Here is a 26396-nt window from a genome sequence, read left to right on the forward strand (position 1 = left end):
GGTTTCTCCAATCAGTGCTGTTGAAAAATTACATCGTCGGGACCCGGCATGTGACCTGCCGGGGTACTCGCCGGGAAACCGGCTCTCCTTGTTTGCGCATCAGGATTCCCTTCGGCCTGCCCCCTGAATTCATGCATTTTGTGGAATCCGGTTATTTTCAAGGGCGGTCTGATTGCAAAGCATGAAAATGATTATCAGAATCAGAGTCGTGATTGTTATGGATATGGAGCAATTTGTCAATAAAAATCACTTTCATTATCAGAAAAAGGTAAGGTATGACCCCCTCCAATACGTCTTAGACAAATGGGGTTATTTTTCCTTCCCTCCGGCTTTCATCCAGAAGGAGAGCTTTGCATAACGGATAAGAGGAAAAGTCATTGGTAACCTCCCCTGTATCCCCTCCTTGAAAAGGAGGGGAGGAACACTGGGGAACGCGCCCACAGAGCATCGTTCGCCCTCCGGGCACTAGCCGGTTCCCCCCTTGTAAAGGGGGTTAGGGGGATTCTTCCACTGATATCCCGAACGCCAGTGAGGGATCTCGATGCTTACTGTGAACTCATTGAAAGGTCATCCCTCGCTTCGCTCCGGATGAAGAACCGAAAAGGAAAAAGCCCCCCAGCCCCACTACGTGGGGAGGGAGTAAAGTACGCCCGTCGGGCATGACCCCATGGGCTCCGGCTCCCAGCCGGGCTGCACCCGGAGGCAACGGTTTGTATTTGAAACGGGTCCACCGGTCATCGTTCGCCCGCCGGGCACTAGCCGGTTCCCCCCTTGTAAAGGGGGTTAGGGGGATTCTTCCACTGATATCCCGAACGCCAGTGAGGGATCTCGATGCTTACTGTGAACTCATTGAAAGGTCATCCATCGCTTCGCTCCGGATGAAGAACCGAAAAGGAAAAAGCCCCCCAGCCCCACTACGTGGGGAGGGAGTAAAGTACGCCCGCCGGGCATGACCCCATTGGCTCCGGCTCCCAGCCGGGCTGCACCCGGAGGCAACGGTTTGTATTTGAAACGGGTCCACCGGTCATCGTTCGCCCGTCGGGCACTAGCCGGTTCCCCCCTTGTAAAGGGGGTTAGGGGGATTCTTCCACTGATATCCCGAACGCCAGTGAGGGATCTCGATGCTTACTGTGAACTCATTGAAAGGTCATCCATCGCTTCGCTCCGGATGAAGAACCGAAAAGGAAAAAGCCCCCCAGCCCCACTACGTGGGGAGGGAGTAAAGTACGCCCGTCGGGCATGACCCCATTGGCTCCGGTTCCCAGCCGGGCTGCACCCGGAGGCAACGGTTTGTATTTGAAACGGGTCCACCGGCCATATTTCGCCCGTCGGGCATGACCCCATTGGCTCCGGCTCCCAGCCGGGCTGCACCCGGAGGCAACGGTTTGTATTTGAAACGGGTCCACCGGCCATCGTTCGCTCTCCGGGCATGACCCCATTGGCTCCGGCTCCCAGCCGGTGCATCCTTTTTGCGGCTGGTTCGTCTATGTGGGTGAACCCTTTCCTTCAAGGAGATGCATCATGAATTCTGAAACCGACAGCCGACTGCACCTCGCCCTCAACACGGCGCATTTCGACGACAGCGTGCGTTTTTACGAAGCGTTGTTCGGCGTGCCGCCGACGAAACTCAAGGACGGCTACGCCAAGTTTGACGTGGAGCGGCCCGCGCTCAACTTCACCCTCAACCGCGTGGCGGAGGTGACGGGCAACCGGGTCAGCCATCTGGGTATCCAGGTGCCGCTGGCGGAGACGGTGTTGGAAGAAACAGTGCGGCTTGAAACGCTGGGGTTGTTGCCGCAGTTGGAACAGGGTACCGAATGTTGCTATGCTGTTCAGGACAAGGTCTGGGTGGACGACCCCGACGGCAATGCGTGGGAAGTGTTCGTCGTCCTCCAACAAATCGAGGAACATCATGGAAACGCTGGCTGCTGCCGAAATTGAAACCCTGTATGCGCGCATCCGGGCTTTTGTTGCCGGGCGGGTGGGGTCGGCGGCCGATGCCGACGAGATCACGCAGGACATCTTTCTCAAGATGCACGAAAGCCTGTCGCGGCTGAAAGACCGCGACAGGCTGGTGGCGTGGCTCTATCGCATTGCGCGCAACCGCATCATCGACCATTACCGCACACGCAAACCCGAAGCGCCGCCGGTGGACAGGGCGGTGGAGGCTAAGGAGGACGATGCCGCCGCGCGTCATGAAATCCACGCCTGCCTGCGGTATTTTCTGCAAACGCTGGATGCGGCGGACCGCGACATCCTGCAACGCGTCGAATTCGACAACCAGACGCAGCGGCAGGCCGCCGCAGCGTTGGGCATCACCCCCGCCGCCGCCAAGTCCCGCCACCAGCGCGCCAAAAAACGCCTGAAGCAGGGGCTGGAATCCTGCTGCACCTATGTGTTCGACCGGCGGGGCCGGGTGATCGATTACGACCCGCAAAATCAGCCTTGTAACGATAAAGGTTGAAGCGGCCACCCGCGAATCCTCCGGCTCCATCCGAATTTAAACCAAGCCCTAACACGCCTCTAACAATGCGGCGATACCTTGATTGGGAATTGAGATCATACATGTTCCCTTTTGAGGAGATCACACCATCATGCATCGCTGGATACCCCGAATTTTAATTTTGGCACTGGTACTGGGCAGCGTTTCGTTGGCCGTGGCCGGTGAAAAACTGCGCGGCACCGTTCGCATCGACGGGTCGAGCACTGTGTTCCCCATTTCCGAAGCGGTGGCCGAAGAGTTCGGCAAGAATCGCGATTTCGCCCGTGTGCGCGTGACCGTCGGCGTTTCCGGAACCGGTGGCGGATTCAAAAAATTCTGTGCGGGCGAGACGGACATCAACGACGCCTCCCGCGCCATCAAGCAAAGAGAAATCGACAAGGCGAAAAAGAATAACATTCACTACCTGGAATTGCCGGTGGCCTATGACGGGCTGTCCGTAGTGATCAACAAGGCCAACACCTGGGTCGATCACCTGACCACCGGCGAGTTGAAAAAAATCTGGGAGCCGGGAAGTTCCGTGAAAACGTGGGCGGACGTGCGCGACGGTTGGCCGGACAAGCCGATCAAACTGTACGGTCCGGGCACCGATTCCGGCACCTTCGATTACTTCACCGAAACCATCAACGGCAAATCGCAGGCCAGCCGCGCCGACTTCACCAAAAGTGAAGACGACAACATGCTGGTCAAGGGCGTGGCCGGAGACAAGTATGCGCTGGGTTACTTCGGGTTCGCCTACTATGTCGAGAACAAGAACATCCTGAAAGTGGTGCCGATCAAGGAAGGCGACAAGGCTCCGGTGTTTCCGACCATGGAGACCATCAACAAGGGAACCTATTCCCCCCTGTCGCGGCCCATTTTCATCTACGTCAACATCGAGGCGGCGAAGCGTCCGGAGGTGAACGCCTTCATCCGGTTTTACATCGAGAATGCCGGCGCGCTTGCGAAAGAAGTGGGGTATATCCCGCTGCCGGATTCCATGTACCGCGACAATCTGGACCGGTTTGAAAACAATTTGCTGAAACTGGCACAAAACTGAAACGTTCAAGACACATTATGTTTTCAAAATGGATGGACCACGCCGTGCACGGCATTCTCCTGCTCTGCGTGGGCGTTACCCTGATGACCACCCTGGTGGTCATCTTCCTTTTGGGGAAAGAATCGTTTCTGTTTTTCCGGGAAGTGCCCGTCACCGACTTCTTGTTCGGAACCCAGTGGACGCCGCTGCTGGAGCCGAAGTCGTTTGGCGTGTTGCCGCTGGTCGCGGGAACGATGAAAATTGTGTTTGGCGCGATCTTCATCGCTCTGCCGTTTGGATTGTTGATCGCCACGTATCTGAGCGAGTTCGCTTCGTCGCGCATCCGGTCGATCATCAAGCCCGTGCTGGAAATCCTGGCGGGCATCCCGACCGTGGTGTATGGGTACTTCGCGTTGACGTTCGTGACGCCACTGATTCGCACGGTATTTCCTGAAACGAATATTTTCAATGCCGCCAGCGCCGCCATCGTGGTCGGCATCATGATTCTGCCGATGGTGTCGTCGTTGTGCGACGACGCTTTCCGCGCCCTGCCGGAAACCCTGCGCGAAGGCGCGTACGCGCTGGGCGGAACGCATTTCGAAGTGATGGGGCAGATCATCCTGCCCGCTGCCGCGACGCGCATCGGTGCGGCCGTCATCCTGGCCCTGTCGCGCGCCGTAGGCGAGACCATGGCGGTCACGCTTGCAGCCGGAGCGACGCCGAATTGGTCGATCGGTTTTCTGGAAAGCATCCAGACCATGACCGCGTACATCGTGCAGGTCAGCCTGGGCGACATCCCGGCGGGCGGCGTCGAATACTACACGGTCTATGCCGTGGGCATGCTTCTGTTCCTGATAACATTGACCATGAATATCATCGGCAACCATTTCATCCTGAAATCGAAGGCACGCAACTCATGATGGACGCACGCCAGAAACGCGAACGGCACAACCGGTGGTTCATCCGTCTGTGCACGGCGGTGACGTGGCTGGCAGTGGGGGTGCTGGGCCTTTTGTTGGCCCACGTGGCGAAGGAAGGCTGGGTGTGGCTGGACTGGGATTTTTTGACGAGCTTCCCGTCGCGGCATCCGGAAGAGGCCGGGATCAAGTCCGCGTTGTGGGGCAGCGTCTGGTTGATCGGCATGACGGCGATGGTCGCCATTCCGCTGGGCGTGGCGACCGCCGTGTACCTGGAAGAATTCGCGCCGAAGAATCGCCTGCTCCGGGTTTTTGAAATCAACATCGCCAATCTGGCGGGCATGCCTTCCATTTTATACGGTGTGTTGGGTCTGGCGATCTTTGTTCGTTTTCTGGGTTTCGACCGCAGTTTGTGGGCGGGCAGCCTGACCATGAGTCTGCTGGTGTTGCCGGTCATCGTCATCGCCGCACAGGGGGCGATCCGCGCCGTGCCGCCGTCCATCCGTGAAGGCGCGTATGCCCTGGGGGCGCGCCGCTGGCAGGTGGTGTGGTGGCAAGTGTTGCCGGGTGCGTTGCCGGGCATCATGACCGGTATCATCCTTGCCCTGTCGCGGGCCATGGGCGAAACGGCACCGATGATCATGATCGGCGCATTGAGTTACGTGGCCTTCACGCCGGAAACTCCGGACGATCCGTTCACCGCGCTGCCGGTGCAGATTTTCAACTGGGCGGCCCGGCCGCAGGAAGAGTTTCACGGATTGGCGGCGGCGGGCATCATCGTGCTGCTGGTTCTGCTGTTGTCGATGAATGCCGGTGCCGTATTCATCCGCGAGAAACTGCAAAGGTATAAATGAAGGAGGTTGGTTTGGAAGAGCATGAAGCAATTCTGGAGACGCGAAACCTGTCCATTTATTATGGTGAGCATCGCGTGGTGAACGGCATCGACCTCCAGGTTCCGGCGCACCAGGTGACGGCAGTGATCGGTCCTTCAGGCTGCGGCAAAAGCTCGCTGCTGCGTGTGTTCAACCGCATGAACGATTTCATCCCCACCGCCTGGGTGAAAGGGGAAGTGGTATTCCACGGTCAGAACATTTACGGCAAAAAAACAGACGCCGGGCTGATCCGCCAGCAGGTCGGCATGGTGTTCCAGCGGCCCAACCCGTTTCCGAAGTCCATTTTTAAAAACGTGGTGTGGGGGCCGAAGATCAACGGCCACCAGGGCGACCTCAACGATCTGGCCGAAGACGCATTGCGCAAGGCGGCATTGTGGGACGAGGTGAAGGACCGCCTGCGCGACTCGGCCTTGCGCCTGTCCGGAGGTCAGCAGCAACGCCTGTGCATCGCCCGCGCCATTGCCATGAACCCGGAAGTGATTCTGATGGACGAGCCCTGCTCGGCGCTGGACCCCAGGGCGACGGCGCACATCGAGGATTTGATCCAGGAGTTGCGGTCGCGCTACACCATTGTCATCGTCACGCACAACATGCAGCAGGCGGCGCGCATTTCGGATTTGACGGCGTTTTTGTACGAAGGGAACCTCGTTGAGTTTGGCTCCACAAAAAAAATATTCACACAGCCCGAGCAGAAGAGAACGGAAGACTACATTACCGGACGCTTCGGCTGATCAAACAGGGTGACCCATGACCAAACATTTTGAACGTGAACTGGATGTTCTGAAAAAACAACTGCTGGGGTTGAGCGCGCAGGTGGAGGAGATGGTGCTCAAGGTCATGAAGGCCGTGGCTGCACTCGACGCCCGCCAGGCGCAGGAGATCATTGACCAGGACAAAACCATCGACAACACGGAAGTGCAGCTGGAGGAAGAATGCCTGAAGGTGCTGGCTCTGCACCAGCCGGTGGCGGGGGACCTGCGTTTTGTCATCGCCACCCTCAAGATCAACAACGACCTGGAACGCGTGGCGGACCTCGCCGTGAACATTGCCGAGCGTGCCGTCGTGCTGGCCAGCAAGGAGAACGTGGTCCCGCCGTTCGATTTCACCACCATGGCGGAGAAAAGCCGCGCCATGCTGAGCCAGTCCATCGACTGCCTCATCAACATGGACTCCGTCACCGCGCACAAGGTGTGGCAGGCGGATGACGAGATCGATGCGATGAACCGCGAAGTGTACCAGCGCGTGTACGAGAAGATCCGGCAGAACCCCGATCAGGTGGAAATCCTCATCAACTACATTTCGATCTCCCGCCATCTGGAGCGCATCGCCGACTACGCCACCAACATCGCCGAAGACGTGATTTACCTGGTGGAAGGCAGAATCGTGCGGCACCAGCCCGAACAAGTCAAGTTGTCCCAAAACAAAAAAGGGGAGTGATCCCCGTGCCGCGCGATCAGCCGGGCAGAGGCCCCTCGTGCGCCACGTCGTTCAGCGGTTTGCGATCGCTCGGCGCTTCGCGCTCGCGCAGATCGTCGTCCAGAGCATCCGCCGGACCCTGATGCCCTACGGCGATCGCGCACATGGCGGTGAACTTGTCTTCAGGCACGTTGGCGACTTCGTGTGCGCGGTCCTTTTTGAATCCCCCCATGGCGTGACAGATCAATCCCATCTTCTGCGCCTGCAGGCACAGCGACATCCACGCCGAACCCGAGTCGAACTGCGCCCAGTGGTTGGATTTGCCCCGTTCATCGAAATCGTTGCGTGCGAAGACGAGAATGAGCAACGGAGCACGGTCCGCCCACTTGCGGTTGCCGTCCACGAGTGCCGTCTGGAACGCCGGTAGTCTTTCGCCCCGCGCGTACACGAAAAACCAGGGCTGCTCGTTAAAACAGGACGGTGCCCAGCGCGCCGCTTCGAACAGAGTCAGGATGTCTTCATCGCTCAACGGATCGCTGAGAAAGGATCGCGGCGACCAGCGGTATAAAAATTGGGGGTCCAGTTTTGCGTAGGCACTTGTTCGGGTCATAAAACTCTCCTTGGTTTTCGATTCGCCAATCAGGCTAACAAATTCATCTCCATTTGGGGAGATATCCCCGCCCTTTTTGAGAGCCAGAACGGTTTTTGCGAGGCGCGTCCGTTATCAGTTATCAGTCCGTTTCTTAAGAAATACAGAATGAAGTCCGTCAAGGATATAAAACTCCGGCGATCCAGTCTATAAAGGCAGGTTTGTTTTGTGTGGAATAATTGATTGGGAAGGAGTTTGGAGGGGCGTTGCCGGGTGCTGTAATCGGGCTGTTTTCAGCGGCTTTTCTGGATCGACCCGGATCGGGGGCGGGCAGCTGGCTTGGCAAAAGCCATATATTGGCTTCTCGAAAAAATAGATTGGATATGTGGCAAATAAAAAAATCACTTTTCATTTAAGAAATGAGCCTTATAATACTTATAATCTTTTAATTCAATGCTTAAATGCTGAGTTTCCAAATCCTTGAACCTCACAGCAAGGACTTAGGGTATCCGAAGTTTTATGTAGGAAAATTCCTACATTTCTGTGCTGAAGAGAGCCTGACTCTTCCGCTCACCTTAACGACTAGAGGATGAGATGAACAGGACACTGAGTATCTTGCTGGTAGAGGATGACGAAGAGGATGCGTTTTTCATCAAGAATATGCTGAGCCCCAGCAACACGAGCCTGCATTGCCAGATCAGCCATTTGGATGGTCCGGTTGAGGCGTTGAAAGTTTTGGAAACCGAACACATTGATGTCTGCCTGTTTGATTACCGGCTGCGGGACAGCAATGGCATCGACCTGTTGCGGCAGGTGCGGGCCAAAGGGTACAGCCAGCCGATTGTTTTTCTGACCGGGCAGAGCGATCCCGAAGTGGCGGCGGAGGCCATAAAATGCGGCGCCACCGATTACCGTTCCAAGAACAATCTGACTGCGGAATCGTTGACGCGCTGTATTGAAATGGCCATCCAGTTGCAGCGGGAAGCCGATCTGCGGGAGCGCGCCGAGGAGGAGTTGAAGTGTGCAAACGACAAGCTGCTGGACGCCAACCTCGAGCTCAAAAACTCCCTCCAGAAATTGCAGGTGGCGCAGGAAAGCATCATCCGCTCCGAAAAACTGGCCAGCATCGGCCGCCTTGCCGCCATGGTCTGCCACGAAGTGCTCAACCCCCTCAATATCATATCCAGCCATGTGCAGACATTGATGCGGCACCATTCCGGCGACCCCACCCGGGACGACCATTACAAGTCGATGCGCGAGGAAATTTTCCGCATCGACAAAATTCTCAGTGATCTGCTGCGGTTTTCGCGCAAGGGCAACATGGAGTTTCAAGATGTGGATTTCAACGAGGAACTCGATTTTGTCCTGTCTCTTTTGGAAAAGGAAATGCGTATGGACTGTGTCCAGCTCGAGCGCGATTTCATCCAGGAGGAGGTCGTTATGAAAGCCGACCCCGACCGCATGCGGCAGGTGTTTTTGAATTTATTCAACAATGCCCGCCATGCCATGCCACAGGGAGGCGTGCTGACGGTGCGGACCAAACAGGTGGTGCGGGAAATCTGGCAGAACCGCCGCAAGGAAGATGTCCGGATCGATCCGGAAAAAATTCCGGTGCGGCGCGAAAACTTTTTTCACATTGAAGTGGCGGATACCGGAAGCGGTATTCCGCAAGAGAATATGAGAAAGATTTTCGAGCCGTTTTTCACCACCAAGCCGGAAGAAAAGGGAACGGGACTGGGTCTGTCGGTGTGTTTTACCATTGTGGAGCAACACGGCGGGTTCATTGAGGTGGAGAGCGAGGAAAACAAGGGAACCTCGATTCACCTCTGGTTGCCGATCAAGTCTTGCGAAGAAAACATCGTGCCGGTCGCGTCCGCAACCTGACCTGATTTCGCAAGCCGGAGCTTCATGCTGGGACGCTCAAGCCAGAAAGTCCAGCAGTGAAGGTTGCAGAACGCGCGCGGTGGTGGCCAGCGTGGCCTGCAGCGCGGTTTCCAAGGCCGCCAGGTTCGCCGCTTCCTGCACGAAATCCGCGTCCTCCACATCCGAGAGTTGCTGGGTCTGGGTCAACACGTCGGTGCTGTTGAGGACTTCCATCTGATCGAGCGTGCGCGACGCCGCTCCGTATTCGGCGCGCGCGTTGCTTATTTTGTCGCGGCTCGCGGACACAAGGTCCAGTGACGCGGCAATGCCTTCCGTATCGTTCCGTTCCAGAGCCTGTTTGAGAGTGCCGAGCGCGACAAAGATGTTGTTGCCGCCGATGCCCAGGGTGGACGCGGTGTCGCCGCCGGACACGTCCGTGATGACGGCGGTGGTGTTGGGAGAGGTGTTGGGATCGGACACCACGTTCAGGCCGTTGCCCTGCGAATTGATGCTGGCAGTCAGATTCAATCCCGCCGAATTGAACGCGTTGAGCACGTCGCTGATCGTCGGTGTCGGACCCAATCCGCTCAAGTCCACCGTCCCCGAAAGCGCGCCGTTGGTCACCTGCACCTGCCCCAGCGTCAGGCCGTTGCCGCCGTTGAGGGCGGAGATGGGTGTGGCGGTGGTGAGGATGGGATTCAAATCCTGCCCGGTCAGATTGCCGTTGCGCGAACCCAGAATGCCCAGCTCCTGCGCCACGGTGCCGCCGCCGGATTCGGTGACGGTCAACGCCTGATTGATGGTGGCGCTCGTGTCGGTGAGCAGCAGACCGTCGCCCGCGCTGTTGATGGAGGCGGCGACATTGACGCCGGCGAAGGCTGTGGCGTTGTTGATGGCGATGATCACATCGTCCACCGTGGCGGCCCCGCTCAGGTTGACCACGGCATTGTTGCCTTGGCGGTCGGTGATCGAGATGCTGCCCAGGTTGACGCCCGCGCCACCGTTCAGATCCGATAAATTGGTGGTGGGGGTGACCGCGGGATTCAGATCCACCGTAAAAATTTCCGAACCCGGACGCGTGATGGGTATGGTCAATCCGGCGGCGACTTCCAGGTTCAACCGATTGGTGTCGCCGGTGTACAGCGCGCCCACGCCACCGCCATTCTGCTGGAACGGGGCGGTGGCCAGTCCGGTTCCCGAGAACAGGAACCGTCCCTGCACCTGGGTGTTGGCGGACTGGAACACGCCGTCGAGGATCTGATCCAGTTCTTCCGCCGCCGCCTGCCGGCTGGCTGCGGTGTTGATACCGTTGAGGCTGCTGACCGCCAACTCCTGCGCCCGGATGAGGCTCGTGCTCACCGAGCTCAACGCCGAGTCGGCGCTGTTGACGAACACGCGGTTGAAGGTGACGTTGCGGTTGAATTGCTCTGAACGGGAGATGGACGTGCGCAGCGTCAGCACGTCGCGCACGCCGAGCGGATCGTCGGACGGCGCGAGAATGCGCTTGCCGCTGGCGATGCGCTGGTTGGCGAGAAACTGGTCCTCGGTGATGCGGAACAGATTCCGGAGTGAGTTGGCTTGCTGCGCCTGGTTGGTCACTCGCATTACCATGTCATGCCTCCCTGCCCGGAAAGATCATTCGGGCCTGTGCTCAAATCTGATTCTGAAGAATGTCGAACATTTCATCGACGATGCTGATCATCCGTGCCGACGCCTGAAACGCCTGTTGAAATTTGATGAGGTTGATCATCTCTTCGTCGATGGACACACCGGAAACGCTTTCGCGCCGTATATCGAGTTGCAGCGAGATGCTCTCCTGCTGCTGGGCCAGCGTCTGCGCCGAGCGCGCCCCGTTGCCGACGCTGTTGATGAGGCCGCTGTAAAAATCGTCGAAGGTGGCGGAGCCGCTTCCCGAAGCGAAACCCAGTCCGGAAAAAACGCCGCGCGTTTGCAGGCCCGCCAGCGCCAGCGCATTGTCGCCGTCGCCGGTGCTGTTGAGGCCGGCAGCCAGTTTTTGCGAATCCGCGAGCAGGGTGGTGGATACCGACAAGCTGGATGCCGCGCCCGCCGAGGTGGAAAAGTCGAACACGTCGCCCGCTCCCGACGGAGCGGTGTTGATGGTTATGGCGAAACCGTCCACATTGACAGGCGTTCCGACGGTGAATGTAACTGGAGAGCCCGTTACATTTTGTCCCGTGGTCCGGTTGATCACTTCAAACTGGTTGGCTGCCGTAAAGTTCAGGCGGAACTTGTCTGTGGAGGTAGTGGTGGCGCTGGCGTTTATGATGGTGATATCACTGCCTCCGGAGTTGGCGGAGTCCGCCGCAATGGTCACAGGCAGTGCGGTGAAAAAGTCGTTGCCGGTGGTGCCGTCCAGACCGAGGCCCTCCTGATGCACGCGGTTGATCTCCGTCACGATGCTGGCGGCCAGCCGATCCAGCTTGTCCAGCGCATTGGCGACTTCCGTATCACGCATGTCGAGCAGGCCGCGCATCTCGCCACCCTGAATGGTATTGGTGATGTTGACGGGCGTGCCGCTTGGGTCCTGAATGAAAATGTCCTTGAGGCCGCCGTTGTTCGAGCTGCCTTGCGTGCTGAGCGTGAATGCCTGGTCACCGAGCACCAGGGGCGTGCCGTCCGCCAAAGTCAGGTTGATCTTGCCGTCGCCGGAGGAGATCAGCGTGGCGTCCAGTTTTTTCGACAACTCCTTGACCAACTGGTCGCGCTGATCGCTGAGGTCGTTGGCGGAAAAGCCCGTCAGGTTGCTGCTTGGAATCGATTCGTTCAGCCGCACGATTTCGGTGAGCAGACTGTTGATCTGGGTCACTTCGTCATCGACCTTGCGGTCGAGATTCAGGCGTTCTTCGGTGAGCGCATTGCCCAGCTTGTTGAACGTCTGGGACAGCGATGCGCCTGCGGCGATGGCATTGGTGCGCTCGGAAAACCCGGTCGGGTTGTTTGCCAGGTCGCTCAGGGCGCCGAAAAAATGATTGAGTTCGTTGTTGAGGCTGAGCCCCTCGGATTCATTGAGCAGGATTTCCAGATTCTCGAAGACGTCGCGCCGGATCGAAAAATTGCCGAGCGACTGGTTCTCGCCCAGGATCTGGTTGAACAGAAACTGGTCGAAGGAGCGGGCGATGCCGGTCGCCCGGACGCCGGTGCCGATCTGTCCCAGGCCGAACGTGCGCGGGGTGTTCGGTTCCAGCGTCACCGTCTGGCGGCTGTAGCCCTCGGTCTGCACATTGGCGACGTTGTTGCCGGTCACTTCGATGGCCAACTGCTGGCTTTGCAGCCCCAGTTTCGCCGTGTTCAGAATGCTGAATATGTTCGTTGTCATGAGCCCATGCCTCGCAGGATCATTAAATGTTGGTGCTGATCAGGCCGCGGGTCAACGGCACGTTCCCGACCTTGCCGTCGGCGTGGTAGGGCGTGTAACGGGTGTCCGCCTTGTACAGGCTGTGAACCGAATCCTGCATGGACAGGGACGACCGTTCAATCAACCGGCGGTTCATGGTGTTGAGCTTTTTGATTTTCGCGATCTGTTCTTTCATGCGCTGCTGGCACAGGATCATCGACATCGACCAGGGATTGTTTTTGAACTGGGCGATTTTACGCAGCGTGACTTTTTCAACCGGGATGCCCCAGTGCTCGGACATCTTTTTCAGAATCGCTTCGCGTTTCTGATTGAGCTCGCCCACCTGCATCAACAAGGTTTCCTTCTGTTCCAGCGTTTTCAGCAGCCGGTCCCGGGAATATTCGGTGACGGCATTCCACTCCTCACCGAAAATGTGGATCAAACGATCGTACAGTTCGATTTTCTTTTCCAGAATCGTATTGAGTGCCTGATACAGGTCTTTCATGACACACCTCTCTTAAAGGTCCTGCGGAGCCGATGCCGAAAGGTGGCGGCTCATTTGATCGTGAATGGTTCGGGCCAGGCCGATGCTCTGGTGCTTGACCATTTCCTTGGACAATTCTTCATCGAGTACGGCTTCATACTGTTCGCTGGCGAACCCGTCCAGCATGCCCGCTTTATCGACGGTCTCGCGCATGGACTTCAGCATCTGGTGGACCAGCAGGCCTTCGAATTGCCGTGAGACTTCCATCAACCGCTCCGACTCTTCCTTGCTGCCGGTCTCGCTCTTGCCTTCACCGGTCTGTTTGACCTGCGACAACGTTTGCGAAAAGGACTGGGTCAGCGCTCCCACCGGGTCGAGGCCCTTGACCTGGGAGCCCAGCTGCTTCGCTTTATCGACGGGATTGGATCCCAGCGGAGCGGCTGTGTTGTGAAACGGTATGAGATTCATGTCTGCCATCCTCTTGGTTTCTTATCGGTGCGGGAGGGGAGCAACCCCACTCCCAGACAGGGTTTCACCCTTGAATAGCAAGGCCGGTGCCAAAATCCGGAGGATTCCGGGAAATTTATAACTATATATAAATAAATGGGTTAGGGGCGCGGGTCGGATGCTTGATGCAGGCGGCGGGCGTGGCGTCCGAAGCGGCAAGGCAAATTTTTCCGGGTGCGGGGGAAAGGGTTGCCTCTTTTCCTGAGGGCCGGTCGTCTGCAAAATCGGTGGACACCCCCGGCTGTTCCTGCGTCTGGCAGGCCGTTGCGCGGAGCGCGATTTGAGAGGGACCCCGCCTGCGTGGAGGGAGTGGCACGGACTCGGATTTTCCTGTATAAAGGAAATATTCCTGATTTTTAACTTAATGGCGGTTGAATATGAAGAAGTTAACCCTGATGTGGGTTTTGTTGCTGGGATTGACGGTGGCTTGTGACAGCACGCAGACGGCGGTGGAGGAAGAGCCGTTGCAGTTACCCGAAAAAGAGAAAACGTGGGTCAAGACCGAGGAAGTGGAGATCACCAAGGACAAGGCGCTCGCCGGCTCCGAGGCGGTGGAACTGAAGGCCGAGGTGGACCCGGCGCTGAAAGACAGCCTGGTGAATGCCGATGTGAGCGCGGCCGGGCAGATCACCGACGCGGAGTCCTGCCTCGCCATGCTGGGGCCTCTCGATAAAACACGCTGGGAGGTGCAGACCGAGGGGGGCATGTGGCATGCGTTTGAACGGAACGAGGACCTGCGCCTGTTTTCGGATACGGGGTTCCAGATCGACAGCAACATGAATAAACTGTTCTTCTCGCTGCGTTACCTGTGCAATACCGCCAAAGGCGTTCCGCTTACCGGACTGGCGATCACCGTCAACCGCATGATCGATGACCGCGGCGCAGAGGGTGCGCGCCGGCACATGATCGCATTGGGCAATCCGGTGCCGGTGGCCGAGGAATGGATCGCGTACGCGCAGGAAGCGCGCAAACTTTCGCAACGCAATATCCCTTACGCGGAAGTGGCGCAACTGGTGGCCGAAACGCGGCCGTTGATCGATCTCTACCAGCAATTGCAGAAACGCAAGGTCGATGACAGCAATCGCCAACGGTTTCTGGTGGAAGCGGTGACGATACTCGACGTCATCAAAAGCCGCATGTCCGGCGAGAACCACCTGACGATGGCGCGCAATGAAGACCTGAAGGTGCCTTACGAAAAATTCCGCAACGAAATGTGACGCCCGGTCCGGGCGTCACTGTCCTTCCCGCACTTCGATGTAATACCACATGGCATCGGGGCTGGTGGAAAACGTCCGGTACGTTTCATAACTCTGCGCCGGCAGTTGAATGCGGTCCCATCCCGTGGGATCTTCCGTCGGGCTACGGTCCTTGTCATAAAACCGGGTGCGTGCCTGCACCTGCAACGGGTAGTCGGTGTGGTTGCGGATCTGCGTCCACACTTCCAGCGTGCCTGTCTGGCTTTTGCGCATGTCGTGTTCGGTGACGGTGATCTTGCGTTTGCCGGGGGCGTTCATGGGCACCGAGGGTTCCGGACCGAGCCGGTTGCCGCGGCAGTAGTTGGTCCATTGGCTGCGGCGTTGCAGGCCTTCGTCGAGAACGCGGACGCTGTTCATTTTGATGGCGGCGTCGGCTTCGCCTTCCGCCAGGATGCGCGGACACGGGTCCGTGGCGCACCCGGTCAGCCAGCCCGCGACCACGAGGCAGGCAACGAAAGTTCCCGTTCGGTTCATACAACCTCCCAGAAGAAAATGTGAATGAGTTGTTTTCATTTTACGTTCAGGGCGGAACGGGAACGGGCCCAGACCAGTCCGGTGCCGCCGTGGGTTTTCAGAATGGGACGCTGCTGGGACAGGCCGGGCTGAGGCCGTTGCGTTGCGTCTTCAAACACGATCTCGACGTCGCCCCATTGTGCGGGTTCGACCCGGGCGGTGAACACGTGCACCCCGTCGGGCAGGTTGTTCCAGTAGCGGGTGTCGGCCTGCGTTTTGGTGTTGGCGGCCAGCGCCATCTGCGTCGCGCCGACCAGTCCCAATGCGCCTGCGGCGATCTGGAACGAGCCCGAGTTTTCCATCAACGGAGCCATGATCATCGTCTTCGCGGCGATGTCCGTCAACGCCGAGCCGACCATGGCGTTGGTCTGGCGGAAGTGCACCTTGCCTTCGAGGATCTTGTCGAACTGCCGGCCGCCGCGCGAGGTGGCCTGCCAGTAGATGTCTTCCATCGGGTAGGCATCGTAGGTGCTGCCGTTTAGCTTGAGGTGGGCGCGGGACTCGACAAAGCCGCGGCCGCGACGGAACTTGAGCTCGCCGTGGCCGATGCCGTCCGACACCTTGCGCGGCGAGGTGCCGGTCTCCACGATCACCAACACGTTGTGGCCGGGATCGGGCAGTTGAAAATCGGGTCGCAGGCGCTTCACTTCTTCATACGCCATGCGCGCCAGGTCGCGGTCGCCCATCTTGTCCGACACCCAGCCCTGCAGGAAAATCAGCAGCGCGAAATCGCAGCGGTTCTGTTCTTCCTCGGCAAACGCGTCCTGCAACACACCGCCCTTGAACGAGGCGCGCGCGTTTTCAAAGTCGCCTTCCAGTATATACAGCAGGCCGCGGTAGTAATAGGCCATGGCGCGTTCGTAGGGTTCGCCCTTGAAATCTTTTTTGCCTTCCTCGTACCACAGGCTGCGGGCGTTGCGCGCGGTGGCGTCGTCGGCGTAAATCGTTTCGATGTTCAGCAGGGCGCGATCCAGCGCGTCGCGGGCCAGCGAATAGTGGCCCAACTCCATGGCGGCGAGGCCCACCCGCATGTCGTTGAGCACCTGGTTGCGCGGGCCTTCCATGAGGGCTTTGCGGTACAGGAGGTGGAGGCCGGCGGGTTTGTTTTGCAGGAAGGAGTTGATCGCCGTGTCGGAGACATGAGCGGTTTGCGACGAAGGGCCGCAGGCCGGTAACAGCAGCAGCACCAGCGTCAGTGCGGCGAGCCGCTGCCTTAAGTTGGAAGCGATGCCCCCGGCATCACCGGTAAATGATGTCATCCCGCGCAGATTTTCTGAAATCATAAATCCCCGTCCACACGATGGCGCTGTTGTTCAGGTCCACCATCTCAAAGATGATCTGATGATAACGGGAGGCCCGTCCGGTGGTGGGATTGATCTGGTCGAGGGTGGTGATGCGTCCGCCCAGCCGGTAATCACCGGACAGCAGCCCGGCGGCGCGCCCCTTGTACGCGGTCTCTTCCTTCACCATGCCTTCGTAGTGGCGGCCGACGAACACCATGCGTCCCTGTGCGGCGCGGTTCAGATCGACACGCAGGCGGTCGGTGATGATGTTCTTATTGATGCGGGAGGAACTTTCGTTGCGGAAAAATTCGGCGTCGATGATGACCTTGGGCGGGGTTTTGGCGCCCGCCAGCGACGGATTGGTCAGCATGTCGCGCATCATCTTGTCGGTCATCGCCTGGATGTCCTGCGACTCGATCCCCACGCCTGACAACTGGCCGGTGGAGGAAGGATCTTCATACACCGTGGGGCTGCCCGGCGCGTTCTCGATGGTGGAGGCGGAATAGGTGGCGCAACCGCCCAGCGTCAGCAGGCAGCACACCGTCAGGAAGATTCTGGCCGATCCATTCATGGAAGCGATTCCTTTATGGTTGAAGTTGCGGGTCCGATGACGGGTGAGGATGTCTCCTCGAATATAACCCATAACCTCCGGGGGGGCAAAACAACTTTGGCCGTGGTTCCGGGATAGGAACGGTCCCGCAACACACGGCCAAGGCAATGCAACGCTTTTCAAAGTTTTTCAGGCGAAGGACGTCAGCGTTTGCCGCCTGCGTTGACCAGAGCCTGAAAATAGTTTTTCTTCAGGTCGGGATAGATCTCCCAGGTCGCTTCCAGGGCCTGCTGGTAATGCTCGTGCGTGGAGTGGCGGGCGTAGAGATACACCGCCATGTCGTTGACGTTGTTGAACGACATGTCCGAATTTTCCGTGATGTACTCCATGCCGCCGGAAGCTTCGATGGCGATCTTGCGCCCGGCGTATTCCCCGACCTGCGCGCCCAGGAAACCGCCGACAAAGGGAACCTGCTCCAGCGCTTTCTGCCCGGCATAGGCTCCCGCCACCTGCCCGACCTTCGAGCCCAGCTGAGCATTGATCGCTTTGTCCACCCACAGGGCGAGGACGCCGTCCTGCGTGTAGGGCGACATGAACTCACCCGTGTTGTCCATCATCGGTTGCGGCACGTTGACGATGTCCTGCGGCTTGGGAATCTGCGGACCGGCACAGGCCGCCAGCGTGACTGCCAGAACCAGCAGAAGGCATTTTTTATAAAAAGAAAGGGAACGGGTTGGATTCTTCATAGCTCTGCCTCCTCAAACAGAATGGATAGAATGAATATATGGAATGCCCAGGCGGGCATGACATGCATTTTTGAGGGGACACCGGTCAGCGCAGGAATGCGAACGGCAAGGCCCTTCCCCTCCGGATCCAGCCAACGAACCCTGTGTGAAATCGATATGCAGAAGAAATATAGGGGGATGCGTTTCGCCTTGCAAGCCTTTTGTGAGCCCCGCTTCACAATAATTATAATAATTTCGTATTTCCTAAATCAACCCAGGCGAGGGATGTGAGCTATTATTCCTTTCAAAATGCGTATTTTGAGATTTTCAGGGTGTAAGAAGAGATGGTTATTATTTTTATATTAATAGATATATATCGTAAAAACGAAGCGTTTTTTAAGGGTTTCCACGGTCAGGCGGTTGCGTCCACGCATCAATTGGGGGTGGAGGCTTGCCGGGGGGAACTGTTGGGTTGACGGGGCGTGGAGGAGGGGCTTCGGGGGTTGTATCGTGGGTGGTGTCGGTTTGGACGTTCTGCACGCTGCCGACGGAAGGCCGCGATCGCACCCAGGCGAAGCCGTGGCCGCGCGTATTGAGTGCCACCTCCGCATTCAAGGTCAGGCCGGAGACGGTGCTGCCGCGGGCGTCGAGGAAGGTCACCCGTACCGTGCGGTCCGGCGCGTTGGGGGCCATGCGGTAAGTGAACACGTGGACGCGGTCCGGCAGGCTGTTCCAGTAGCGGTCGTCGGCACGGGTTTGTGTGCTGGCGGCGACGCCCTGTTCGACCAGGCCGATGGCGGTGACGATGCCGGAAATGAGGAGGCCCTCATTGCTGTCGTGCTGGGTGGACAGCAGCATGCCCTGCACGCCCAACTCGGTCAACGCCTGCCCGACGGCCTCATGCGTTTCCTTAAACACCACCTTGTCTTTGAGGATGGCGTCCACCACGCGACCGCCCCGCGTTGAGGCCTGCCAGTAAATGTCTTCGGTCATTTTGGGAGTGTACGACTTGTTTCCCGCAAAGACGCGCGCGCTCTGTTCGGGGAAGCCCGAGCCGCGCTGGAAAGTGAGGGCGGCGTTGCCTTTGCCAGCGGCGACTTTAACCGGCGAGGTGCCGCTTTCGGCCAGCACCAGCACGTTGTCATCGGGCGTGGGCGGAACCAATTCCGGCCTGAGCGCCTGCGCTTCCTGGAAGGCGGTCTGGGCGAGTTGTTCGTCGCCCAGAAGATGCGAGGCCCAGCCTTCCAGGTAAATCAGCAGGGCGAAGTCCATCTGGTATTTCTGGTTCTCGGCGAGCGCGTCCTGCAACTGGCCGCTTTTGAAACAGGCGCGCGCGTTTTCGTAATCGCCTGCTTTCAGGAACAGCAGGCCGCGGTAGTAATAGGCCATGGCGCGCTCGTAGGGCTCGCCCTTGAAATCCTTTTTGCCCTCCTCATACCAGACGCTGCGGGCTTTCTCCGCCGCTTCGTTTTCCGCATAGACCGACTCGATGCTGAGCAGCGTGGTCTCGAAGGATTCGGCGGCCAGCGGATCGCGGCCCAGCTCCAGCGCGCCCAGCCCGGCCTTCATGTGATTGAGCACGAAGTTGCGCTCGCCTTCTTCCAGCACGTCGCGGTAGATTTTATGCAGCGGTTGCGGTTTGTTTTCGAGGTAGGTCTGCATGACCTCTTTGGGGATTTTCTTGCGGGCGTAGCGGGTGGTGTCGCAGGCGGTGAGGATGAAAGCGCAAAGCAGCAACAGGGCGACGGCAATCGCGCGCCGCCGCACCGCGGTTCGCAACGAGGGGGTTGGAAGAGGGACAGCTTGCATCACATTGCCGGTTGCCGCACGCACAGGATCGTCTCCTCAGTACAGCCTGCCTTGTCGATGGCTCGGGATTGACGGGTACGCTTCAATTATTCCGAATTGCACGGGGGAATGCAATGACCTTGCGCAGGCCGGGGTGAACCTTCGTGCAGGACCTTTTGATAAACCGGTAGAAAGAGTGAGGAAGCGAATCGACCCGCAGGGCAGCGGTCCTATCCTGTGAGGTGTTATGGATTATTTTCCGCCGAACTCTTTTTTATAGAGGTCGATGGCCAGATTGATGATGCGCACGGCCTCGTGCCGGTCGAGAAAATCCTCCACCACGACTTCCTTCTTCTCCAGCACTTTGTAGTCTTCGAAAAACCGTTTCACTTCCGCCATGCGGTGCGGCGGCAGTTCGGTGATCGATTCGTAATGGTCGTATTCGGGATCGTCCACGTGCACGGCGATGATCTTATCGTCTTCTTCGCCCTGGTCGATCATTTCCATGACGCCGATGGGGCGGGCGCGCATGATGGACAGGGGGTACACGCGGTCTTGCCCCAGCACGAGGACGTCCAAAGGGTCGTGGTCCTCGCCCAACGTGCGCGGGATGAAGCCGTAGTTGGCGGGGTACTGCACCGAGCTGTACAGGATGCGGTCCACCATGATCATGCCGGTTTTCTTGTCGAGTTCGTACTTGGTCTTGGAGCCTTTGGGCACTTCGATGATGGCCGGAAATACGTTCGGCAACTCATCGCCCAGTTCCACGTCGTGCCACGGATGAATCATGTTGAGAGGGGTCTCCTGTATTGAAAGGTGATCTGAGATAAAAAAGAAACGACGCCGGGGATGTCCGGTGCCGTCAGTTCAAATGTGCCACGGATGGGTGCTTCCGGGTCGGGGTTTTGCGAGACCGGGATTTGGCGGTCTTCTTTTTGGTCGTGGTTTTTTGGGTGCGTTTGGATTTGCTCTTCCGCTTCTTTTCAAAACTCAACTCCAGCACTTCGTCCATGTTTTCCACGGAGATGAAGTTCAGCTTGCGGCGGATGGAGGCCGGGATGTCCGGCAGGTCTTTTTCGTTTTCTTTCGGGATGATGACGTTGTCGATTTTAACGCGGTGCGCGGCCAGGGCTTTTTCCTTGAGGCCGCCGATGGGCAGCACCTTGCCTGTCAGCGTGATTTCCCCGGTCATGCAGATGTCCTTGCGCACGGCGTTGCCGGTGAGTGCGGAAACCAGCGCGGTGGCGACGGTGATGCCCGCTGAGGGGCCGTCTTTCGGGATGGCGCCTTCCGGGATGTGCACGTGCACGTCCTGCGTCATGTAAAAATTCGTTTTCAGTCCGAGGTGTTTGGAACGCGTGCGCACATAGCTCATGGCGGCCTGCACCGATTCCTTCATCACGTCGCCCAGCTTGCCGGTCATCACCACCTGGCCCTTGCCGGGGGTGATGGAGACCTCGATGCTGAGCAGTTCGCCGCCGAATTCCGTCCATGCCAACCCCGTGGCGACACCGACTTCCGGTTCTGTGCGTTCGCGGTCGGCGGGGTACTTGGGCACGCCCAGGTATTTGGAGAGGGCGGCCGGGCGGACGGTCACGGAGGTTTTCTTGCCTTCCTCGACCACCTGCATCGCCACCTTGCGGCAGATGGCGCCGATCTCCCGCTCCAGGTTGCGCACGCCGGCTTCGCGGGTGTACTCCTGTATGATTTTGGCCAGCGACTTGTCGCTGAACTCAAGATGCTTTTTAGCCAGCCCGTGTTCCTTCAGTTTTTTGGGAAGCAGAAAGTTTTCGGCGATGGCCAGTTTTTCCTGTTCCGTGTAACCGGGAATGCGGATGACTTCCATGCGGTCCTGCAACGGCTGCGGGATGTTGTGCAGGACGTTGGCGGTGCAGATGAAGAGCACCTGCGACAGATCGTAATCGATCTCCAGGTAATGATCGTTGAAGTTGAAATTCTGTTCCGGGTCGAGCACCTCCAACAACGCCGAAGAAGGATCGCCGCGAAAATCCATGCTCATCTTGTCCACTTCGTCGAGCAGGAACACCGGGTTGGTGGTGCCGGCTTTCTTCATGGACTGGATGATTTTTCCGGGCAGGGAGCCGATGTAGGTGCGGCGGTGGCCGCGGATCTCCGCTTCGTCGCGCACGCCACCCAGGGACACGCGCACGAACTCGCGTCCGGTGGCGCGGGCGACGGACTTGCCGAGCGAGGTTTTGCCGACGCCGGGAGGCCCGACGAGGCACAGGATGGGGCCCTTGATCTGCTTGACCAGTTTCATCACCGCCAGATGCTCGACGATGCGTTCTTTCACTTTTTCCAAACCATAGTGATCGCCGTCCAGAATCTTCTGCGCTTCCTTGATGTTGATCTTGTCGGACTTGGGGCCTTTTTTCCAGGGCAGGTCCACCAGCCAGTCGATGTAGTTGCGCACCACCGTGGCTTCCGCCGACATCGGCTGCATGGCCTCCAGCCTCCTGATTTCCCGCGTGGCCTTTTCGTGGACGTCCTTCGGCATCTTGGCTTTTTTGATTTTCTGCGTGAGCTCGTCGATGTCCGATTTGAACTCGTCGCGTTTGCCGAGTTCCTTCTGGATCGCCTTCATCTGTTCGTTCAGGTAAAACTCTTTCTGGCTGCGCTCCATCTGCTTGCGCACGCGGCCGTGAACGCGCTTTTCGATCTTGAGGATTTCCAGCTCGGACTTCAGCGACGCAATGAGTTTATTGAGGCGGTCCATCGGGTTGTAGGTGTCCAGCAACTCCTGCTTTTCCGAGGTCTGGAACATCATGTAGGAAGCGATGGTATCGGCGAAGCGGTGTGGCTCGGCGATGTTGGCGATGGCCGAGATGGCTTCCAGCGGGATTTTCTGGTTCAGCTTGACGTATTGTTCGAACAGGTTCTCGATGCTGCGCATCAACGCCTTGACATCCGCAATGACCTGAATGTTTTCCTCGATGCGAACGACCTCGACTTCGTGGTAACTCGAACTCTCCTGAAAGCTGATGATGCGGCCGCGTTGCACGCCTTCCACCAGCACTTTCATGGTGCCGTCGGTGAGTTTCAGGATTTGCAGGATGTTGGCGATGGTCCCCGTTTCAAAAATGTCGGAGGGACCGGGATCGTTGTGGTTGGCGTTGCGCTGTGTGGCCAGAAAAATGTTTTTCTGGTCGGCCATGGCCTTTTCCAGGGCGAGGACGGACTTGTCCCGCCCCACGAACAGGGGGATGACCATGAAAGGAAAGACCACGATGTCCCGCAGGGGGACCAGAGGGAGAATGACCCGTTCGGATGTCATAGCATTCAACTTGCCTGTTTCTGGTTCTGGTACACCATCAGCGGTTTTTCCTGACTGGTGATGACTTCCTCGCTGATGACGACTTCTTCCACGTCTTCACGGGATGGCAGGTCGAACATAATTTCGAGCATGACTTCTTCCAGGATGGACCGCAGTCCGCGTGCGCCGGTTTTCATTTTATAGGCTTTTTCCGCCACGGCGCGGACGGCTCCGTCGGTGAACTTGAGCTTCACGTTTTCGAATTCGAACAATTTCTTGTACTGCTTGATGAGCGCGTTCTTGGGTTCGGTGAGCACCTTGACCAGCCCATCGACGTCCAGCTCGCTCAGCGTGGCGGTGATGGAAAGCCGCCCGACGAACTCCGGGATCAGGCCGTATTTCAGCAGGTCTTCCGGCTGCACCTTGTCCAGCACCTCGGGCATGTTGCGGTTGTCGCTGCTGACCAGCTCCTGACCGAAGCCCATGGTCTTTTTGCCGATGCGGTTGCGGATGATCTTGTCGAGGCCGACGAAAGCGCCGCCGCAGACAAACAGGATGTTGGTGGTGTTCACCTGCAAAAATTCCTGGTGCGGGTGTTTGCGTCCGCCCTGTGGCGGCACACTGGCGTGCGTGCCTTCGATGATTTTCAGCAAGGCCTGCTGCACGCCTTCACCGGAAACGTCGCGCGTGATCGACGGGTTTTCCGACTTGCGGCTGATCTTGTCCACCTCGTCGATGTAGATGATGCCGCGCTCGGCCTTCTCCACATCGTAATCGGCGGCCTGCAACAGTTTCAGGATGATGTTCTCGACATCTTCGCCGACGTACCCGGCTTCGGTCAGCGTGGTGGCATCGACGATGGTGAACGGCACATCGAGGATGCGCGCCAGCGTCTGCGCCATCAGTGTTTTGCCGGAGCCCGTCGGACCGATCAAGAGCACGTTGCTCTTCTGCAATTCCACGTCTTCCATGTCGATGCCCGCATCGACGCGCTTGAAGTGGTTGTGGACGGCGACCGACAGGATTTTTTTGCAGCGCTCCTGACCGATGATGTAGTGATCGAGATGCTTGAAAATGTCTTGCGGCTTGAGCAGGTGCTTGAAATCTTCGGTCTTTTCCTGCGCCCACTCCTCGACCATGATTTCATTGCACAGCTCGATGCACTCGTCGCAAATATAAACCGTAGGCCCTGCGATCAGTTTTTTGACTTCTTCCTGGCTCTTACCACAGAAGGAACACCGGTAGTTTCCAGAGTTGGAAGTTTTTTTAGCCATGAATGCCTCCGAGTGCGTCTGCTATTCAAGGACCCGAGGGTCCTCCGTTCAGTCGTCCTTCTTTTCGATTCCCTTGGACAGGTCCTTCGATTCGGTGCGGCTGGTGATGACGTTGTCGATCAGACCGTAATCCTTGGCCTGCACTGCGGTCATGAAATGGTCGCGTTCCGTGTCGCGGCGGATGACATCTTTCGTCTGCCCGGAGTGATGAGCGAGGATGTCGTCCAGCGTGTCGCGGACCTTCAGGATTTCTTCCGCGTGAATCTGAATATCCGTGCTCTGTCCCTGGAATCCGCCGGACGGCTGATGGATCATGACCCGCGAATTGGGCAGGGCGAAGCGTTTGCCCTTGGTGCCCGCCGTCAGGAGCAGCGCACCCATGCTGGCCGCCTGGCCGAGGCAGATGGTCTGCACATCCGGTTTGATGTATTGCATGGTGTCGTAGATCGCCAGCCCGGAAGAAACGTGCCCGCCGGGGCTGTTGATGTATAGATAAATGTCCTGGTCCGGTTCGTCCGACTCCAGAAACAGCAACTGCGCGATGATCAGGTTGGCCATGTGATCTTCGATCTGCTGGCCTATAAATATAATACGATCTTTCAGCAGCCGGGAGTAGATGTCATACGATCTTTCTCCACGGCTGGTCTGCTCAACAACAATGGGCACCAACTGGTTGGTGATCTGATTATAAATCTCTTGTCTCATAGGCACACTGAATCACTTTCTCTATGGATGGTGTCTCAAGAAGGCGTGTTAAACACTGAATTTCCTGCCCGATTTTAAAAGGTCTTGCGGGAGAAGCAAAAAAACAGAAAGGATAATCATTACAATTAATTATCTTTTTTAATGTCGGTGCTGTCAACCATTTCTTCCTGCAGCTGGACCTGCTCCATGAGCTGTTCGAGAGTCTTTTCCCGCCGCATCCGGTTGTGGAGTCGCAGTAATGCGCCGGATTGCGCCCAATCCTGCTTGATTTTCTTCAAGTCCTTGATCTGCAAAAGGGACATGAACACCCGCAATTCCTGGTCGAGTTCTTTTTCGCTGATTTCGATGCCCAGTTCGTCGGACATTTTGTTGATGACCAGCTCCTGTTGCAGCAGTTTGACCGCCGGCTCCCGGTGCTTTTTCTGGTCGTCTTCGCTGACGGCCACGTCGTCGGCCTTGTTCTCGTGGATATGGCCCGCCGCGTCCTGTTCCTTTCCCTTGTTGACCATGAACTTGATCTGTTCCTGCACCAGTTTTTCCGGCACGTCGATGGGGTTGGCCTCGCCCAGTTTTTCGGCCAGCGTTTTCTGCGCTTCCTGCCGGGCCTGTTTACGCTGGTGCTCTTCCAACTGCTGGCGCACGTCGGCCTTCAACGCATCCAGCGTTTCGTGCTTCTTGCTGGGGTCCACGGACTTGGCGAATTCGTCGTCGAGTTCCGGCAGTTTTTTGATCTGGATGCCCTTGAGCGTGACCGTGAAATCGACTTCCTTGCCCGCCACCTCTTTATTGGGATGGTCGTCCGGCAGGATCAGCTTGAAGCTGCGCGTTTCGTTGATCAGCATGCCCTGCACCTGTTCGTCGAAGCCCGCGATCAGATGGCCGCCGACCTGCACGATGTAATCCTTGCCGGTGCTGTTCTCGTAGGGCTTGCCGTCGCAGGTGCTTTCGAAATCGATCTTGATGAGGTCGTCCTTCTGCACGCCGCGGTCGGTGACTTCTTCATTGACTGCTTTCTGTTCGCGGTAGGACTGGAGGGTCTGCTCAACCTGCTCGTCGGTCACCTTCGCCACCTTGAGCGGCACCTGCAACTGGCCGATGTCGGAAACCGAAAACTCCGGCAGCACCTCAACGTTGGCGGTGATGCTGATATCCGTGCCTTCCTCGGCTTCGATCTCGACGATGCTGGGATCGCCGATGGCGTGCAGATGATTATCCTGGATGCCCTGGCTGATGCTTTCGGAAACCATCTGCGTGAGCACTTCCTGTTTGACCTCGGGACCGAACCGTTTTTCCATAATGGATTGCGGCACCTTGCCGGGGCGGAAGCCGGGCATCTTGACCTGGTGGCTCAGTTTTTTGTAGTAGGCCTTGATCTGGGACTGGTAGTCGCCGAGCGGAATCTCGATCTTGAGCTTCCGGTTGCACTTGTCAATTTCTTCAACTTCGCATTTCATAATTCGATTCGTTTCCGGGTGAATGGATTGGG

At 57.8% G+C, this 26396-nt stretch carries 24 protein-coding genes; 9 read left to right on the top strand and 15 right to left on the bottom strand.

The features are described 5' to 3' along the window. The first annotated feature begins 1521 nt into the window (after nt 1–1521). The 7 genes from QML71_RS01305 (at nt 1522) to phoU (ending at nt 6765) form a co-directional block, all read left to right on the top strand. Entirely contained in the window at nt 1522–1941 is a 420-nt protein-coding gene (locus QML71_RS01305) for an ArsI/CadI family heavy metal resistance metalloenzyme (protein WP_282010091.1), read from the top strand. After that, a complete protein-coding gene (locus tag QML71_RS01310) occupies nt 1913–2464 on the top strand; it encodes a sigma-70 family RNA polymerase sigma factor (RefSeq protein WP_282010092.1) in 552 nt (183 codons plus the stop codon). Before QML71_RS01305 ends, QML71_RS01310 begins: the two co-directional genes overlap by 29 nt. Before the next feature lie 130 nt (nt 2465–2594). Beyond that, nucleotides 2595–3539 carry a PstS family phosphate ABC transporter substrate-binding protein gene (locus QML71_RS01315; protein WP_282010093.1) on the top strand — a complete coding sequence of 315 codons (945 nt, stop codon included), beginning with the start codon at nt 2595–2597 and terminating at the stop codon, nt 3537–3539. Nucleotides 3540–3556: 17 nt separating this feature from the next. After that, nucleotides 3557–4438 (top strand): phosphate ABC transporter permease subunit PstC, encoded by an 882-nt coding sequence (gene pstC / locus QML71_RS01320; RefSeq protein ID WP_282010094.1) that lies wholly within the window; start codon nt 3557–3559, stop codon nt 4436–4438. Further along, nucleotides 4435–5289 (top strand): phosphate ABC transporter permease PstA, encoded by an 855-nt coding sequence (gene pstA / locus QML71_RS01325; protein ID WP_282010095.1) that lies wholly within the window; start codon nt 4435–4437, stop codon nt 5287–5289. The genes pstC and pstA overlap by 4 nt, the downstream gene beginning before the upstream one ends. Further along, nucleotides 5286–6059, top strand: a complete 774-nt coding sequence (gene pstB, locus QML71_RS01330; RefSeq protein ID WP_282010096.1) for a phosphate ABC transporter ATP-binding protein PstB — start codon at nt 5286–5288, stop codon at nt 6057–6059. The genes pstA and pstB overlap by 4 nt, the downstream gene beginning before the upstream one ends. Nucleotides 6060–6075: 16 nt before the next feature. Further along, nucleotides 6076–6765, top strand: coding sequence for a phosphate signaling complex protein PhoU (gene phoU / locus QML71_RS01335; protein ID WP_282010097.1), 690 nt, complete (start codon nt 6076–6078; stop codon nt 6763–6765). Nucleotides 6766–6781: 16 nt separating this feature from the next. Here phoU and QML71_RS01340 read toward each other — a convergent pair whose 3' ends face one another. Beyond that, nucleotides 6782–7354: a nitroreductase family protein gene (locus QML71_RS01340; protein ID WP_282010098.1), complete on the bottom strand. Its 573-nt coding sequence runs from the start codon at nt 7352–7354 to the stop codon at nt 6782–6784. Between the two features lie 573 nt (nt 7355–7927). Between QML71_RS01340 and QML71_RS01345 the strand changes: the two genes are divergently transcribed. Then, nucleotides 7928–9217, top strand: a complete 1290-nt coding sequence (locus QML71_RS01345) for a hybrid sensor histidine kinase/response regulator (RefSeq protein WP_282010099.1) — start codon at nt 7928–7930, stop codon at nt 9215–9217. Nucleotides 9218–9253: 36 nt separating this feature from the next. On the opposite strand, the gene flgL is transcribed toward QML71_RS01345, so the two are convergent. From flgL to QML71_RS01365, 4 genes are read right to left on the bottom strand one after another with little or no spacing between them, the layout of a single operon-like run. Further along, nucleotides 9254–10807 (bottom strand): flagellar hook-associated protein FlgL, encoded by a 1554-nt coding sequence (gene flgL / locus QML71_RS01350; protein WP_282010100.1) that lies wholly within the window; start codon nt 10805–10807, stop codon nt 9254–9256. A gap of 40 nt (nt 10808–10847) precedes the next feature. Beyond that, nucleotides 10848–12533: a flagellar hook-associated protein FlgK gene (gene flgK / locus QML71_RS01355; RefSeq protein ID WP_282010101.1), complete on the bottom strand. Its 1686-nt coding sequence runs from the start codon at nt 12531–12533 to the stop codon at nt 10848–10850. A 22-nt stretch (nt 12534–12555) separates the two neighbouring features. Further along, complete coding sequence (locus tag QML71_RS01360; RefSeq protein ID WP_282010102.1) at nt 12556–13056, bottom strand: flagellar protein FlgN; 501 nt, start codon at nt 13054–13056, stop codon at nt 12556–12558. 12 nt (nt 13057–13068) lie between these two features. Next, entirely contained in the window at nt 13069–13503 is a 435-nt protein-coding gene (locus QML71_RS01365) for a rod-binding protein (RefSeq protein WP_282010103.1), read from the bottom strand. 416 nt (nt 13504–13919) lie between these two features. On the opposite strand from QML71_RS01365, the gene QML71_RS01370 reads away from it, so the two are divergent. Next, nucleotides 13920–14759 (top strand): hypothetical protein, encoded by an 840-nt coding sequence (locus QML71_RS01370; protein ID WP_282010104.1) that lies wholly within the window; start codon nt 13920–13922, stop codon nt 14757–14759. Nucleotides 14760–14774: 15 nt separating this feature from the next. On the opposite strand, the gene QML71_RS01375 is transcribed toward QML71_RS01370, so the two are convergent. The 10 genes from QML71_RS01375 to tig form a co-directional block, all read right to left on the bottom strand. Beyond that, nucleotides 14775–15272: a DUF1425 domain-containing protein gene (locus QML71_RS01375; RefSeq protein ID WP_282010105.1), complete on the bottom strand. Its 498-nt coding sequence runs from the start codon at nt 15270–15272 to the stop codon at nt 14775–14777. Nucleotides 15273–15307: 35 nt separating this feature from the next. Next, a complete protein-coding gene (locus QML71_RS01380) occupies nt 15308–16570 on the bottom strand; it encodes a COG3014 family protein (protein WP_282010106.1) in 1263 nt (420 codons plus the stop codon). Continuing rightward, nucleotides 16551–17237: an LpoB-related protein gene (locus QML71_RS01385; protein ID WP_282010107.1), complete on the bottom strand. Its 687-nt coding sequence runs from the start codon at nt 17235–17237 to the stop codon at nt 16551–16553. Before QML71_RS01385 ends, QML71_RS01380 begins: the two co-directional genes overlap by 20 nt. 110 nt (nt 17238–17347) lie before the next feature. Further along, entirely contained in the window at nt 17348–17890 is a 543-nt protein-coding gene (locus QML71_RS01390; RefSeq protein WP_282010108.1) for a hypothetical protein, read from the bottom strand. A 375-nt stretch (nt 17891–18265) separates the two neighbouring features. Continuing rightward, a complete protein-coding gene (locus QML71_RS01395; protein ID WP_282010109.1) occupies nt 18266–19702 on the bottom strand; it encodes a COG3014 family protein in 1437 nt (478 codons plus the stop codon). A gap of 207 nt (nt 19703–19909) precedes the next feature. After that, nucleotides 19910–20446 (bottom strand): inorganic diphosphatase, encoded by a 537-nt coding sequence (locus tag QML71_RS01400; RefSeq protein ID WP_282010110.1) that lies wholly within the window; start codon nt 20444–20446, stop codon nt 19910–19912. 73 nt (nt 20447–20519) lie between these two features. Continuing rightward, a complete protein-coding gene (gene lon, locus QML71_RS01405) occupies nt 20520–22952 on the bottom strand; it encodes an endopeptidase La (RefSeq protein ID WP_282010111.1) in 2433 nt (810 codons plus the stop codon). Nucleotides 22953–22957: 5 nt separating this feature from the next. Further along, entirely contained in the window at nt 22958–24205 is a 1248-nt protein-coding gene (gene clpX, locus QML71_RS01410) for an ATP-dependent Clp protease ATP-binding subunit ClpX (RefSeq protein ID WP_282010112.1), read from the bottom strand. 48 nt (nt 24206–24253) lie between these two features. Then, nucleotides 24254–24910: an ATP-dependent Clp endopeptidase proteolytic subunit ClpP gene (gene clpP / locus QML71_RS01415; RefSeq protein WP_282010113.1), complete on the bottom strand. Its 657-nt coding sequence runs from the start codon at nt 24908–24910 to the stop codon at nt 24254–24256. A gap of 125 nt (nt 24911–25035) precedes the next feature. Then, nucleotides 25036–26364, bottom strand: coding sequence for a trigger factor (gene tig / locus QML71_RS01420; protein ID WP_282010114.1), 1329 nt, complete (start codon nt 26362–26364; stop codon nt 25036–25038). Nucleotides 26365–26396 lie beyond the last annotated feature (32 nt).

The organism is Nitrospina watsonii, from assembly GCF_946900835.1.
In the GTDB taxonomy this organism is placed as follows: domain Bacteria; phylum Nitrospinota; class Nitrospinia; order Nitrospinales; family Nitrospinaceae; genus Nitrospina; species Nitrospina watsonii.